Origin of the sequence: Patulibacter sp. (assembly GCF_030655195.1) — a bacterium.
Lineage (GTDB): Bacteria > Actinomycetota > Thermoleophilia > Solirubrobacterales > Solirubrobacteraceae > Patulibacter.
The window spans coordinates 1-13,955 of the sequence record NZ_JAURWA010000187.1; the positions used below are offsets into that span (position 1 = coordinate 1).

At 74.0% G+C, this 13,955-nt stretch carries 12 protein-coding genes and 1 tRNA gene; 9 read left to right on the forward strand and 4 right to left on the reverse strand.

Features of this window, described 5'->3' with window-relative positions:
* Positions 1-487 (forward strand): FKBP-type peptidyl-prolyl cis-trans isomerase (locus tag Q7T67_RS20070; RefSeq protein WP_304794159.1); only part of this gene is annotated, 487 nt, incomplete at its 5' end.
* 69 nt (positions 488-556) lie between these two features.
* On the opposite strand, the gene Q7T67_RS20075 is transcribed toward Q7T67_RS20070, so the two are convergent.
* Positions 557-1,012 carry a type II toxin-antitoxin system RatA family toxin gene (locus Q7T67_RS20075; RefSeq protein ID WP_304794161.1) on the reverse strand — a complete coding sequence of 152 codons (456 nt, stop codon included), beginning with the start codon at positions 1,010-1,012 and terminating at the stop codon, positions 557-559.
* A gap of 261 nt (positions 1,013-1,273) precedes the next feature.
* Between Q7T67_RS20075 and folE the strand changes: the two genes are divergently transcribed.
* Entirely contained in the window at positions 1,274-1,900 is a 627-nt protein-coding gene (gene folE / locus Q7T67_RS20080) for a GTP cyclohydrolase I FolE (RefSeq protein ID WP_304794164.1), read from the forward strand.
* Between the two features lie 80 nt (positions 1,901-1,980).
* Positions 1,981-2,052, forward strand: a tRNA-Thr gene (locus Q7T67_RS20085).
* A 67-nt stretch (positions 2,053-2,119) separates the two neighbouring features.
* Here the strand turns inward: Q7T67_RS20085 and Q7T67_RS20090 are convergent.
* On the reverse strand, positions 2,120-4,096 hold the full coding sequence (locus Q7T67_RS20090; protein ID WP_304794167.1) for a sensor domain-containing diguanylate cyclase: 1,977 nt from the start codon (positions 4,094-4,096) through the stop codon (positions 2,120-2,122).
* A 380-nt stretch (positions 4,097-4,476) separates the two neighbouring features.
* Here Q7T67_RS20090 and Q7T67_RS20095 point away from each other — a divergent pair, with 380 nt between their 5' ends.
* Entirely contained in the window at positions 4,477-6,699 is a 2,223-nt protein-coding gene (locus tag Q7T67_RS20095) for an NADP-dependent isocitrate dehydrogenase (RefSeq protein ID WP_370695431.1), read from the forward strand.
* Between the two features lie 10 nt (positions 6,700-6,709).
* Here Q7T67_RS20095 and Q7T67_RS20100 read toward each other — a convergent pair whose 3' ends face one another.
* Positions 6,710-7,180, reverse strand: coding sequence for a limonene-1,2-epoxide hydrolase family protein (locus Q7T67_RS20100; protein ID WP_304794172.1), 471 nt, complete (start codon positions 7,178-7,180; stop codon positions 6,710-6,712).
* A 205-nt stretch (positions 7,181-7,385) separates the two neighbouring features.
* Between Q7T67_RS20100 and Q7T67_RS20105 the strand changes: the two genes are divergently transcribed.
* The 3 genes from Q7T67_RS20105 to Q7T67_RS20115 all read left to right on the forward strand — a co-directional run bounded on the left by Q7T67_RS20105 (position 7,386) and on the right by Q7T67_RS20115 (position 9,630).
* The gene (locus Q7T67_RS20105) at positions 7,386-8,336 is read left to right on the forward strand and encodes a VOC family protein (protein ID WP_304794175.1); all 951 of its coding nucleotides are present in this window, start codon (positions 7,386-7,388) and stop codon (positions 8,334-8,336) included.
* Complete coding sequence (locus tag Q7T67_RS20110) at positions 8,333-8,914, forward strand: VOC family protein (RefSeq protein ID WP_304794178.1); 582 nt, start codon at positions 8,333-8,335, stop codon at positions 8,912-8,914. Before Q7T67_RS20105 ends, Q7T67_RS20110 begins: the two co-directional genes overlap by 4 nt.
* 197 nt (positions 8,915-9,111) lie before the next feature.
* Entirely contained in the window at positions 9,112-9,630 is a 519-nt protein-coding gene (locus tag Q7T67_RS20115; RefSeq protein WP_304794181.1) for a hypothetical protein, read from the forward strand.
* A gap of 58 nt (positions 9,631-9,688) precedes the next feature.
* Here the strand turns inward: Q7T67_RS20115 and Q7T67_RS20120 are convergent, their stop codons facing one another.
* Positions 9,689-11,107 carry an FAD-dependent oxidoreductase gene (locus Q7T67_RS20120; RefSeq protein WP_304794184.1) on the reverse strand — a complete coding sequence of 473 codons (1,419 nt, stop codon included), beginning with the start codon at positions 11,105-11,107 and terminating at the stop codon, positions 9,689-9,691.
* A gap of 339 nt (positions 11,108-11,446) precedes the next feature.
* On the opposite strand from Q7T67_RS20120, the gene Q7T67_RS20125 reads away from it, so the two are divergent.
* Both Q7T67_RS20125 and Q7T67_RS20130 read left to right on the forward strand, forming a co-directional pair.
* A complete protein-coding gene (locus Q7T67_RS20125; protein WP_304794187.1) occupies positions 11,447-12,949 on the forward strand; it encodes an FAD-dependent oxidoreductase in 1,503 nt (500 codons plus the stop codon).
* Positions 12,946-13,955: neutral/alkaline non-lysosomal ceramidase N-terminal domain-containing protein (locus Q7T67_RS20130; protein ID WP_304794190.1), on the forward strand; the 1,010-nt coding region annotated here is incomplete at its 3' end. The genes Q7T67_RS20125 and Q7T67_RS20130, both read left to right, overlap by 4 nt.

Here is a 13,955-nt window from a genome sequence, read left to right on the forward strand (position 1 = left end):
CGGCGCCGCTCCGGCGCTCGCCGCCGGGTGCCGTGCGCCGGCCCCCAGGGCCGCGGGCGCCGGGTCGGCCAAGGCCGCGGTCAAGCGCCTGGTGCGGCGCGCCGGGACCGACCTGACGAAGGCCCCGAAGGTCACGTCGCCGTCGGGGAGGAGGCCGCGGCGGCTCGTCACGGACGACGTCGTCCGTTGCGGGGGCGCGAAGGCCCGGACCGGCGACACGGTGCAGCTGCGGTACTCGCTCGTCCGGTGGGGCGGGAGCAGCAAGGTCGTGGACTCGACGTGGAAGGCCGGCACGGCGCCCGCGTCGCTGCCGTTGGACGAGAAGGTGCTCGTCAAGGGGTTCGTCCGCGGCGTCCGCGGGATGACGCCCGGCAGCCGTCGTCTCGTCGTCGTCCCCCCGCGCCTGGGCTACGGCGACAGCGACGGCGCGGGGGTCCCGCCGAACAGCACGCTGATCTTCGTCGTCGACCTCGTGAGGATCGGCTGACGGACGGCGCCCGGCCGGGGCCGGGCGGGCGACCGTCCCCGCCCGGTCGGCGGGGACGGTCCGGGCGGCTCAGCCGCGCTCCTTGGCGACCTGTGCCGCCAGCTCGGCCGGGCGCGTGCTGACGAGGCGCTGGCGGATCTTCTCCTCCACGGGACCGCGGACGAGCATCGCGAGCATGCGGCCCGGGTCGACCTCGATCTCGTAGGTCGCGCGGGTGCGGCCGCCGCCGAGGTCCTCGAGGGTCCAGGAGCCGTCGAGCTTCTTGACGTCGCCCTTCTCGACCTTCCAGCTCAGCTTCGTCGGCGCCTGGCGGGAGAAGCGCGTGACGACGCTCAGCTCCTTGACCTTGACGTCGGCCGTGATCTTCGCGAGGGCGACCTGCCCGTCGGCGTCGCGCTCGAGCGGCTCGGCGCCGACGATGCCGTCCTGCCACTGGTCGATCGTCTCGATCGCCGTCAGGGTCGCCCAGACCTCGTCGATCGAAGCATCGATCTCACCGGTCGACGTGCCTCCAAGTCCGCTCACGTGCTGCCCTCTCGTCGTGCTCGGCCCCCGGCCCCAGGCGGGCCGGGCGGCTCTCTCGCGGCACGGTACCCCGTCGCGGCGCCCACCACCCATCCGGGTGGACGCCCTGCCCGTGGTCGGCGGCGGAGACCGGGCGAGGCCGCCGTGCCCCGGCGTGGGGCGCGACGTGGCCGCCCGTGTCGGCCCCCGGGGGCGCGCGGACGGACCGCCGTCCACGGGCACGGGCCCGGTCGGGCAGGGGGGGGTAGCCTGTGCGGGCCGATGACGGACTCCGACGCGCCCACCGACGCCGATCCCGCGCAGGACCGCGTCGCCACCGCGCGGACCGGGATCGAACGCCGCCGCATCGACGAGGCCGGCGTCGAGGCCGCCACACGCGACCTGCTCGTCGCGCTCGGCCAGGCGCCCGACGCGCCCGGCACCGCCGACACCCCGCGCCGCGTCGCGAAGGCCTGGGCGGAGATGCTCTCCCCCGAGCCGTTCACCGCGACCACGTTCGAGAACGACGGCGGCTACGACGAGCTCGTCGTCGTCAAGGACATCCCGTTCTGGTCGCTCTGCGAGCACCACCTGCTGCCGTTCCACGGGGTCGCGCACGTCGCCTACCTGCCCGGCGAGCGGATCGTCGGCCTGTCGAAGCTCGCCCGCGTCGTGGACACCTTCGCGCGCGACCTGCAGGTCCAGGAGCGACTGACGACCCAGGTCGCCGACTGGCTGACCGACTCGCTGCAGCCCAAGGGCGTCGGCGTGGTGCTCGAGGCCGAGCACCTCTGCATGGTCGTCCGCGGCGTCCGCAAGTCGGGCAGCCGCACCGTGACCTCGGCGCTGCGGGGCCTCCTGCGCGACGACGCGCGGACCCGGGCGGAGTTCCTCGGCCTCGTCCGCTGAGGCGGGGACCGGGCCACCCGTCCACGGGCACGGGATCGGCGCGCGCGGTCGCGTCCTTCTCGCTACTCTTGCTCGACCACGCCCTCTTAGCTCAGTGGTAGAGCACTTCCATGGTAAGGAAGGGGTCTGGGGTTCGAATCCCCAAGAGGGCTCTGGTACGAAGGCTCCGCTCCGGCGGGGCCTTCGTCGTTCCCGGGCGGCTCCGCGCCGACCGGTCCCTCAGCCCGCGGGCGTCGGGGCCGGCACGTCGGCGTCGGGGCCGGTGCCCATCACGGCTCGGCCGCCGCCGGCGCGGCGGGCCTGCCGACGGGCCTCGGTCGCGTGGTGCAGCCAGCGCTCGGCGCTCATCCCGGGGACGAGCTCCGCCACGCCGATGCTGGCGCGCAGGAAGCCCGGGGGGAGGCCCGGCGCGTCGCACGTCGTCAGGGCCTCCGCGATCCGGTCGGCCACGATCGACGCGCCCGTCAGCCGGGTGTGGGGGAGGAGGACGACGAACTCGTCCTCGCCGGGGTGCGCGCAGTGGTCGCAGTCGCGGACCGTCGAGCGGATCGCCCCCGCGACCGTGCGCAGGAACGCGTCGCCCCGGGCCCGGCCGAGCGTCTCCTCGACCAAGGCGAACTCGTCGAGGTCGATGGCCAGGAGCGACGCGCCGACGCCGTAGCGCTGCGACTCGCGTGCCCGCAGGGCCAGCTCGACGTGCAGGCGCGAGCGGTTCCAGAGACCGGTCAGGCCGTCGTTCTCGGTCCCGGTCCGCAGCTCGTCCTCGAGCTGCCGGCGAGCGGTCATGTCGATCACCTGGGCGACGAACCAGCGCGGCGTCCCGTCGGACTCGCGCACCAGGGCGACGGAGAGCTGCGCGTGGACGACGCGGCCCTCGGCGTGCAGGTAGCGCTTCTCGAGGACGTAGCCGTCGCGGAGCCCCTCGAGCGTCTCGGCGAGCAGCGCCTCGTCCGTGTCGAGGTCCTCGGGGTGGGTGAGGTGGCGGAAGTCGCCCTCCAGCAGCGCCTCCTCGGGATGGCCGAGCAGACGGCAGAACGCGTCGTTGACCTTGAGGAACCGGCCGTCGGGGGCGACGATCGCCTTGCCGATCGGGGCGCGGGCGAAGGACAGCTCGAACATCTCGTCGGCGTCGGCGATCACCGCGGCGTCCCGTCGGCGCGTCGTCACGTCGCGCAGGACGAGGACCGCGCCGGTGCCGTTGGACACGTCGCGGACGGGGGACACCGTGGCCTCGAAGACGCCCGAGCGGTCGAGCGTCTCGAACTCCAGCGCCGAGGCGTCGCCCCGCAGGGCCGCGCGGCAGGCCGGCTCGACGACGTCCCACGGCAGGACCGGCAGCGCCTCGTGCGCGTGCCTGCCCAGCAGCACGTCGCGCGGGAACCCCGCCTTGGCCAGCGCCGTGCCGGCGACGGCCCGGAAGTGCATGCTCTCGTCGAGCACGAGGACGGAGGTGTCCGGGATCGCGTCGAGCACGTTCCGCGCGAGCACGTCGGCGGCGAGGTCGGTGCGCGGCCGCCCGTCGGCGGCCCGCGGGGTCCGCGTGGCCGCGGGGGCGGTTGCGGGGGCCGGGCGGGGCGGGGCCTGGCGCACCGGGGTGCTCGCACGGTCCGACGGCATGGCCCGGTCCTCGAGCGCCCGCGACGCGCGGATCGGTCCGGGGACGACGACGTCGGTCGCACGGCGCCCGGCGGGTGCGGCGGCGGGGCCCGGGGACGCGTCGGTCCGGGTCGGCCCCGGGGCCGCGACCAGTGGCGAGACCGCGCGGATCGGGGCGCCGCCCGGGGCCGTGGGAGCGTCGACGAGCGGGCCGTCCGGGAACCAGGTGCGGGTCGGGTCCAGTGCGACGACGAGCCGGTCGGCGGCGGCGGTGACCGAGACGACGGCGCTCCCGAGGCGGGTCCGGAGCTGGCCGGCGAAGGCCAGCGGCTCCCGCAGCCGGACGCGCAGCTGCACGACCTCGCCGGCCACCGCGCCGACGGCGACGTCCTCGACCTGCCGGAAGCTGCGCATCGTCGCGGTGATCGCGTCGAGCTGGGCCAGGTTCGAGACCGGGCTGACGTGCACGCGCACGTCCCCCTCGCTGAGCGGGGTCAGCGCCAGGGGCACCTCGATCGCGCGCCGCGACGGGGCGTCGGTCGGCCCCGGGTCGGCAGGGGCGGCGGGGCCCGCGGCGTGGCTCGGTGCATCGGTGGTCATGGAGGTCCGTCTTCCCCTGTCGTGCGGCGGTGGGGGGAGGTCATCGGGACCACCGTCTGCGCCGTGCACGTCGTCGTGGACAGATCGTCGGCCTTTGTCCTCCGGGTGCCCAGCGGGATACGACGTATGTCCGTGATCGTTTCCCCCGGCGCGGCGAACACGATTCGCGGCGCCGTGCGCCGACCGGCCTCCGAACCGGGCCCGCGCGTCGCGGGCGGCCCCGTCCTCGGCCTGCGGGCCCGGGACGTCAGGAGATACCGTGGGACCGACCGCCCGGACGGAGCTCCGCGCGCGCGAGCGGCGATCGCCGACCCCCGACGGGCGGTCGAGCGGCACCGCACGCAGGTCCGACCACGAGCGAAGCAGGCGCCATGCCCCCCATGAAGGTCATCTACACCTACACCGACGAGGCTCCCGCCCTCGCGACGCACTCGCTGCTCCCGATCGTCGAGGCGTTCGCCGGCAAGGCCGGCGTCGCGGTCGAGACGCGCGACATCTCGCTGGCCGGCCGCATCCTCGCGCAGTTCCCGGACCTCCTCCCGGAGGAGCAGCGCGTCCCCGACGCCCTCGCCGAGCTCGGCGAGCTGGCCAAGACGCCCGAGGCCAACATCATCAAGCTGCCGAACGTCTCGGCGTCGATCCCGCAGCTGAAGACCGCGATCAAGGAGCTGCAGGGCCAGGGCTTCGCGATCCCGGACTACCCCGAGAACCCGTCGACGGACGACGAGAAGGCCGCCCGCGCCGCGTACGACAACGTCAAGGGCTCCGCCGTCAACCCGGTCCTGCGCGAGGGCAACTCCGACCGTCGTGCCCCCGCCTCGGTCAAGCGCTTCGCGCAGAAGCACCCGCACTCCATGGGCGCCTGGTCGAGCGACACGAAGTCGCACGTCGCCACGATGGACGAGGGCGACTTCCGCCACTCCGAGACGTCCACGACGCTCGCGCAGGACGACGACCTGCGGATCGAGCACGTCGCCGCCGACGGCACCACGACCGTCCTGAAGGCGTCGACGAAGGTCCTGAAGGGCGAGATCGTCGACGCCGCCGTCATGCGGCGCGCCGCGCTGGACGCGTTCCTGAAGGAGCAGGTCGCCGACGCCGCGCAGCAGGGCGTCCTCTTCTCGCTGCACATGAAGGCGACGATGATGAAGGTCTCCGACCCGATCATCTTCGGCCACGGGGTGCGCGCCTACTTCGCCGACGTCTTCGCGAAGCACGGCGAGGATCTCGCCGGCGTCGGCGCGGACCCGAGCGACGGCCTCGCGTCCGTGCTCACCGCGCTGGAGAAGCTGCCCGCCGAGAAGAAGGCCGAGATCGAGGCCGCGATCACCGCGACCTACGAGTCCGGCCCCGACCTCGCCATGGTCGACTCGGGTCGCGGCATCACCAACCTGCACGTCCCGTCCGACGTGATCATCGACGCGTCGATGCCGGCCGCGATCCGCACCTCCGGCCAGATGTGGGACAAGGACGACGCGCTGCAGGACACGAAGTTCGTGATCCCGGACAGCTCCTACGCGCCGCTCTACGCCGAGACCGTCGATTTCTGCCGCGAGAACGGCGCCTTCGACCCGGCGACGATGGGCACGACGCCGAACGTCGGCCTGATGGCGCAGAAGGCCGAGGAGTACGGCTCGCACGACAAGACGTTCGAGATCGAGACGGCGGGCACCGTCCGCGTCGTCGACTCCTCCGGCACCGCGCTGCTCGAGCAGACCGTCGAGGCCGGCGACATCTTCCGCGCCTGCCAGACGAAGGACGCCCCGATCGAGGACTGGGTCCGCCTGGCCGTCGAGCGCGCGCGGGCCACCGGCTCCCCGGCCGTCTTCTGGCTCGACGAGGAGCGCGCCCACGACGCCGAGGTCCTGAAGAAGGTCCGGCCCTACCTCGAGTCGCACGACACCGAGGGCCTGACGATCGAGATCAAGGACGTCGCCGAGGCGACCACCTACACGCTGGCCCGCGCCAAGAAGGGCGAGGACACGATCTCGGTCACCGGCAACGTGCTGCGCGACTACCTGACCGACCTCTTCCCGATCCTCGAGCTGGGCACGAGCGCCAAGATGCTCTCGATCGTCCCGCTGATGCAGGGCGGCGGCCTGTTCGAGACCGGTGCCGGCGGCTCGGCCCCGAAGCACGTCCAGCAGTTCCAGAAGGAGGGTCACCTGCGCTGGGACTCCCTCGGCGAGTTCCTCGCGCTGGCGGTCTCGCTCGAGTTCCTGAGCGACAAGACCGACAACCCGCGCGCCGGCGTCCTCGGCCGCACGCTCGACCAGGCCGTCGGGAAGTTCCTCGACGAGGGCCGCTCCCCGTCGCGCAAGGTCGGCGAGCTCGACAACCGCGGCTCGCACTTCTACCTGGCGCTCTACTGGGCCCAGGCGATCGCGGGCCAGCAGGACGACGCCGAGCTGGCCGCCCTCTTCGGGCCGCTGGCCAAGCGCCTGGAGGACGGCGAGGACGCGATCGTCCAGGAGCTCGCCGACGCGCAGGGCCCCGCGGTGGAGCTCGGCGGGTACTTCCACGTCGACCGCGAGAAGGCCGACGCGGCGATGCGCCCGTCGAAGACGTTCAACGCGGCGCTCGACGCCGTCGACGCCGCCTAGGCGGGCGGTCCTAGCGGGGGCTCGGTGCCCCCGCCCGGACCGCCGGGATCGCGACGCCGACCAGGCCGCGCAGCAGGCCGCCGGTGACGTTCGCCCAGTCGAAGTAGTCGCGCCAGAGCGTGATCCGGCCGTCGTGGACCTCGAAGGTCCCGCAGACCCAGAACGACACCCGCAGCCGGCCGGCCTGCAGCACGTCGGTCCGCTCCGTCAGGACCACCGGGCCGTCCGCGGCGATCCGGTGGTTCACGGCCTCGAACGAGGTGGCGACGCGCGCGAACCCCGTCAGGGCCCGCTCGAGCGCCCGTCGGCCGTGGATCGTCGGCAGCGACACGTTCGAGTAGGCGATGTCGTCGGCCACGTGGCTCAGGGCGCGCTGGACGTCGAGGAGCTCGAGCGACGCCAGGAACGCCCGGACGACGGAGGCCTCGTTGGGCTCGTCGGTGCCGGCGCCGCCGGGGAAGGGCGCGGGTTCGGAGGTCATGCCACGGACGGTAGCCGCTGCCGGTCGGGGTCCGCCAGGGCCGACGGGCCGTCGCCCGGGGCCGCCGTCGCCCGGCACCGTCGGCCGCTCCGCCGCCCGGCGGGTCCGTGCGGCCAAAGTATTTGGTCGCGCAACTACTTCGCGCTACGCTGGAGGCCCCGCACGGCTCTCCGGGCCGCGCCGGGGCCACGACACCGAGGACGCCATGACCGACCCGACCACCTCCACCGCCGCCGACCGGCCGCTCCCCGGCCTGCCGCCCGGCCGCCCCGGACTGGGCGCCGTCCACCTGGCGGTCACCGACCGCGAGCGCGCCCTGGCGTTCTGGCGGGACGTCCTCGGTCTCGAGCTGCTGGACCCCGACGCGCACGAGCTGCGGATGGGGGTCGGCGACCGCGAGCTCGTCGTGCTGCACCCCGGGGTCGGCGGCATCGTCGCGCGCCGGCGGACCGGGCTCTACCACCTGGCCCTGCACCTGCCCAGCGACGAGGAGTTCGCGCGGGTGATGGCGCGGCTGTTCACGATCCGCTGGCCCAACAGCCCCACGGACCACACGTTCACGAAGACGACGTACCTCGACGACCCCGACGGCAACGGGATCGAGCTGGCGCTGGAGACCCCCGAGCGGGTCGGCCGCCTGGACTACAGCGACCACGACTACGCCGTCATCGACGCCGACGGCGTGCGTCGCTCGGGCCGCGACCCCCTCGACATGGAGGAGGTCTTCGGCCACCTGCCGGCCGAGCGCGGCCTGGACCGCCCGCTGCCCCGCGAGACGGTCGTCGGCCACGTCCACCTGCACGTGGGCGACCTCGACGACGCGATGCGCTTCTACGCCGAGGGCCTGGGGCTGGACCGGCACATGTTCGCGCGCGGCATCGGCATGGCCGACGTGACGGTCGACGGCTGGACGCCGCACCTGATCGCCTTCAACGTGTGGAACGGCCCCGACGCGCCGCGGCCCCCGGCCGACACCGCCGGCCTGCGCTTCTTCACCTTCGGCTTCCCGACGGCCGAGGACCGCGACGCGGCCGTCGGTCGGCTGGAGGGCCAGGGCCGCACGGTCCGCCGCGACGCCGCCACCGGCGAGGTCCGCGCACTGGATCCGTCCGGCAACGAGCTGCTGCTGACGGTCCGCGAGGGACGCGACGCATGAGCGCCGGCGAGCACCACGTCCAGGCACCCGGCGGCACGCAGGGCCCGATCGTCCCCGTCGCCGCCGCCCCGCGGCCCGTCGACCCGGGCGTCCGGGTCGGGCACGTCCACCTGCGGACGTCCGACATCGACCGGGTCAAGACGTTCTACGTCGACATCCTGGGCTTCGACGTCGTCAACGAGGCCCGCGGCATCCCCGGCTGGGGGACGACGGGCGACATCCTCTTCCTCTCCGCCGGGGGCTACCACCACCACCTGGGCTTCAACACCTGGAAGTCCGCGGGCGGCGGGCCGCAGCCCGACGGCGTGACGGGGCTGCACCACGTCGCGCTCGTCTACCCGAGCCGCGCCGGCCTGGCCGACGCCGTCCGCCGTCTGCAGCAGGCCGGCTGGCCGCTGCGCCAGTGGTCCGACCACGGCACGCACGAGGCCGTCTACGTCAGCGACCCGGACGGCAACGACGTCGAGCTGATGTGGGACCGCCCGTTCGAGGCGTGGCCGCTGGACGCCGCCGGCCACCTCGCCGGGGAGATGGGCCCCGAGATCGACCTCGACGACCTGCTCGCCGAGCTCGACTGATCGGGCGACCGTCCGCGGGCGCGTGGACGGTCGGTGGAGAGGGGCCGGAAGGGCCTAGACATTCGGCTGACGGTGTTCGCGCTCGGGGTGGACGCCGTCTACCGTCGGCGTCCGACCCACCGGGTGCCGCGATCGCGGCACCACCGGTCCCGCCGACCGGCCTCTCCGGTCGCGCGCCATCCACGGAAGAAGACCCGATGTCCCGCAAGATCCGTTCGACGATCGCCGCCGCGATCGTCACCATCCTCGCCTGCCTGGCGATGAACCCAGCCCCGGCCGGCGCCATCAGCAGGGACGGCAACGACGTCGACCTGCGGGTCGTGAACAACAGCTCGCTCAGCGGCGACGCGCAGTTCTGTCCGAACGGCCACGTGAACATCTCGTACAACTTCAACGTGACGCACGACCCGTGCAACATCATCACGTACTCGAAGAACCTCCACGCCCACGGTGGCGAGGTCCCGAGCTTCAAGGCGGCCCGGCTCGGCGTCATCATGCGCCGGCACAACCACCACGGCCTCTACGTCTACGTCCGCAACCCCAGCATCGGCAAGCCGTACTTCGTCGTCAACGGGCACACCTACACGATGGTCGCGGGCGAGCTGCGGACGATCCACGTCCACGGCGGCGCGATCGTCCGGCTCCACCGTCAGGGCGACAGCGGCGGCCGCAAGATGATGATCCTCGAGATCGTCAAGATGCAGAACCACCAGTAGGGACCACCAGGGGGGCCGACGGCGCGCGCCCGGCGGCGCCCGTCGGCCCGGACCGGGCTCAGTCCGCGGCGCCGACGCCGGCGTGCGCCACCCGCTCCATCTCCGCCACGTCGACGAGCTTCACGCGCGGGCGGCCCTGCGGCTCGCCGAGCGCGACCTCGTGCTCGTCGATCCGCTTCCACCCGGCGTAGTCCACGTGCCGGGGCGCGCGCTCGGACACGAGCGCGGCGATGTCGTCGTCGTGCCTGGGCGGGGTCGGCAGCCGGCCCTCCGCGTGGTCGGCCGCGAGCTGCGCGATCGTGTCGTTCGCGCACTTCTTGTTCGTGCCGATGATCCCCGAGGGGCCGCGCTTGACCCAGCCCGCGGTGTAGAGGCCCGGGATCGGCTCGGCCGTCTCGGGATCGAGGACGCGGCCGTCGACGTTGTTGATCGTCGCCCGCTGGTCGTCGAACGGCACGCCGGGGAGCGGGCGGCCGCGGTAGCCGATGGATCGCAGGACGATGCCGCACTCGATCGTCTCGGTCTCCGAGGTCGGGCGGGCCGACAGCCAGCCGTCGTCGTCGGCGACCAGCTCGTTCTTCACGATCTCGATGCCCTCGACCCGCTCGTCGCCCACGATCTTCACCGGAGAGGCCAGGAACCGGAGGATCACGCGCCGCTTCTTGCCCGCCGGGGTGCGGGTCGAGTACTCCGTGGCGAGCGTGACGTTCTTCTGCTCGCGGGCGTCCGCGCCGTCGCGGTTCAGCCAGTTCCTCGAGCCCTCGTCGAGGTCGACGTCCTCCGGCGAGACGATGATGTCGGCGTCCTCCAGCTCGCCGAGCTCGCGGAGCTCGGGGGTGGTGAACGCGGCCTGCGCCAGGCCGCGCCGGCCGAGGACGACGATCTCCTCGATCTCGGAGCCGGAGAGCGCCTCGATGGCGTGGTCGGCGGTGTCGGTGACCTTCAGCTCGTCCGGGGTCAGGGCGAGCATGCGGGCGACGTCGACGGCGACGTTGCCGTTGCCGATGACCACCGCGCGCTTGGACGACAGGTCGAAGGTGAGGTGGGCGGCGTCCGGGTGGCCGTTGTACCAGGCGACGAAGTCGGTGGCCGCGACGGAGCCGGGGAGGTCCTCGCCGGGGATCCCGAGCCGCCGGTCGTGCGAGGCACCGGTGGTGTAGATCACGGCGTCGTAGCGGTCCACGAGCTCCTGGTGCTCGACGTGCTCGCCGATCTCGACGCCGCCGAAGAAGCGGAAGCCGTCTTTGACCGCGACCTTGTCGTAGGCCTTGATGACCGTCTTGATCTTCGGGTGGTCGGGGGCGACGCCGAAGCGCACGAGGCCGTAGGGCGTGGGGAGGCGGTCGAAGAGGTCGACCCGCACGTCGCCCTGAAGGGCCTTGCCCGACAGCAGCTGGGCGGCGGAGTAGAACCCCGCCGGGCCGGCGCCGACGACGGCGACCTTCAGCGGGTGGGCGGTGGACTCTTCTGCGGTCACGGGGCTCCTCGGGAGGGCGGGCGCGGTCGGGCTGGTCTCCGGCGCCGGTCACGACGTCCGGACGCGATGGCCGATCGACGTCGAGGACGTCGGACCGGAGAGCGCGGACGGCGTTCGGCTTCCCTTCCATCGTACGTCAGGCCGGGGTCCCGCCTCCGCCCGGCACCCCCGTATCCGGGTGGTCCGCTCCGCGGTCCACCCGGACGGGGGGTGACGGGAGCGTGCGGTGTCCACCGCCGATCGGGCCGAACCGATGCCCTCGCGATGTGACAGACGGCCTTGCCTTGTCCACCTACCGGCGCGTAGGCTCGGCCGACGTCGTCGAGGAGGCAGCACCCCGTGTCCGAACGAGCACTCACCCGTCGCGGTCTCCTGGGAGCAGGAGCGGGCGCGGCCGCAGGGGCCGCGGTCCTCGGGGCCGCGGACGCGGACGCCGCGAAGAAGAAGCGGCCCGCGAAGCGCAAGAAGGTCGCGCGACCACGGTCCGTCGACGTCGTCGTGGTCGGCGCCGGGATCTCGGGGCTGACCGCCGCGCGTCGCCTCGCGGCCAAGGGCCGGTCCGTCGTCGTCCTCGAGGCCCGCGACCGCGTCGGCGGCCGGACGCTCAACCACGACGTCGCCCCCGGCCGCCCGGTCGAGGCCGGCGGCGAGTACGTCGGACCGACCCAGACCCGCATCACCGCGCTCTGCAAGGAGCTCGGCGTCGGGATCTACGAGGCCTACCTCAAGGGCGAGAACTCGTACATCGCGGACGGCCGCGTCCAGCGCTACACCGGGGACATCCCGCCGGAGCCCGCGTCGCTGCTGCAGCTCAACGAGATCCTCGGCTCGATCAACGAGCTCTCGCGGTCCGTCGACCTGCAGGACGTCAGCCGCACCCCGAACGCGTCCCGGCTCGAGAGCGACACCATCGCCTCGTGGTTGCGCAGCAAGGGCGCCGTCGTCGACGCCACCCGCGTCCGGCAGCTCGTCGAGTGCCTGATCGAGCCGAGCTTCGGGGCGAGCATGGACGAGGTCTCGCTGCTGCTCTTCGCGCGGTTCGTCGCGCACTCCGGCGACGAGAACCACGTCGGGACCGTCGAGCGGATGCTCGGCAGCAAGAACGGCGCCCAGGACTCGCGCATCCTCGGCGGCAGCCAGCTCGTCTCCTTCGGGCTCGCGCAGGGCCTCGACGTGGTGCTGAACGCCCCGGTGCGCCGGATCGAGCAGGCGAACGGGACGGCGACCGTCGTCTCGGACGGGGGCACCTGGAAGGCGAAGCACGTCGTCGTCGCCGTCCCGCCGCCCCTGGCCGCCGCGATCGACTTCCGGCCGGGCCTGCCGACGGAGCACCGCCAGCTGCTGCAGCGCTCGCCGATGGGCGCCCTGATGAAGATCGAGGCGGTGTACGACACGCCGTTCTGGCGCCAGGACGGGCTGAACGGCGCGGCGGTCGCCGTCGACGACGGCGGCCCCTGCCGCGTCCTCTTCGACAACACCCCGCCCGAGGGCAGCCCCGGCGTCCTCTTCGGCTTCTGCGGCGGCGCCGCCTGGCGGACCTGGGCCGGTCGACCCGTCGCCCAGCGCAAGGCCGCGGCGCTGCAGCAGTTCGCCCGCTACACCGGTCCGCAGGCGCTGAAGGCGAAGGACTACTTCGAGCTGGACTGGGCGCGGGAGCCCTGGTCCGCCGGGGGGCCGGTCGCGCTGCCCGGTCCCGGCACGCTCAGCGGCTACGGCTCGTGGATCCGCCGGCCGCACGGCGTGGTCCACTGGGGCGGCACCGAGACCTCCGACTACTGGGCCGGGTTCATGGACGGCGCGGTGCGGGCGGGCGAGCGCGTCGCGCGGGAGGTCGGGGCATGAGGGGCCGCGCGCTCCTGGCCGGGCCGCTGGTCGCCCTGCTGCTCCTCGCCGGGGCCCCCGCCGCGTCCGCGCACTCCGAGGCCGAGGAGCTCGCCGAGGAGGCCCAGGCCGCGAAGCACCCGGCGCGCCCGGCCCTCGCCCCCGCCGGCGCCGACGCGCTGCGCCTGCGGGCGAAGGCGGCGCCGCCGGCGTCCTACGCCACGGCCGCCCCGCCCGCCCCGCCCGCGAAGGTCCCCGCCGGCGCCCTGCGCGCCGGCGTCGGCCGCGCGGACCTCACACCGCCGAAGGTCGGGTACTTCCTCGGCGGCTGGACCCGCGCGGACCGCGTCGGCCGGGGCGTCTCCACGCGCCTGACCACCAGCGCGCTGGTGCTCGAGAAGGACGGACGTCGCCTGGCGCTCGTCTCGATGGCCGACTTCGCGGTGCCCCAGGGCCTGCAGCAGGCGGTCGCGGCGAAGGTCGCCGACCTCGGGCTGACCGAGCGCAGCATCGTGCTGTCGGCGACCCACACCCACTCGGGCACCGGCGGGTACGCCAACTCGGAGACGCTGAACACCGCCGCCCCGGGTGCCGAGCTGATCCTGTCGAACCCGGCGAGCCTCGCCGGTCTGGTCGCCCCGTCCCCGGCCGACCCCCAGCTCTACACCTTCATCGTCGACCAGATCGCGACGGCGATCCGTCGCGGCGCCACGACGATGGGCCCGGCCTCGGCCGCGTGGGGCCACACGAAGCTCGTCGGTCTGACCCGCAACCGCAGCCTGCCGGCCCGCCTGGCGGACTTCGGGACGACCGACGCGTCGAAGGTGCCGTACGAGAAGACGATCAACCCCAACGTCGACGTCCTGCGCGTGGACCGCCTCGTCGGCGCGACCTGCACGACGACCGTGCGTCGCGCGAAGAGCCGGTCGACGGTCGCGACCCGCCGTGCCCGGGCCGCGTCCCGGACGCTCACCCGCGCCCGCCGCGCCGTCCGGACCGCCCGGGGTGCGAAGGGCCGGTCCGCCCG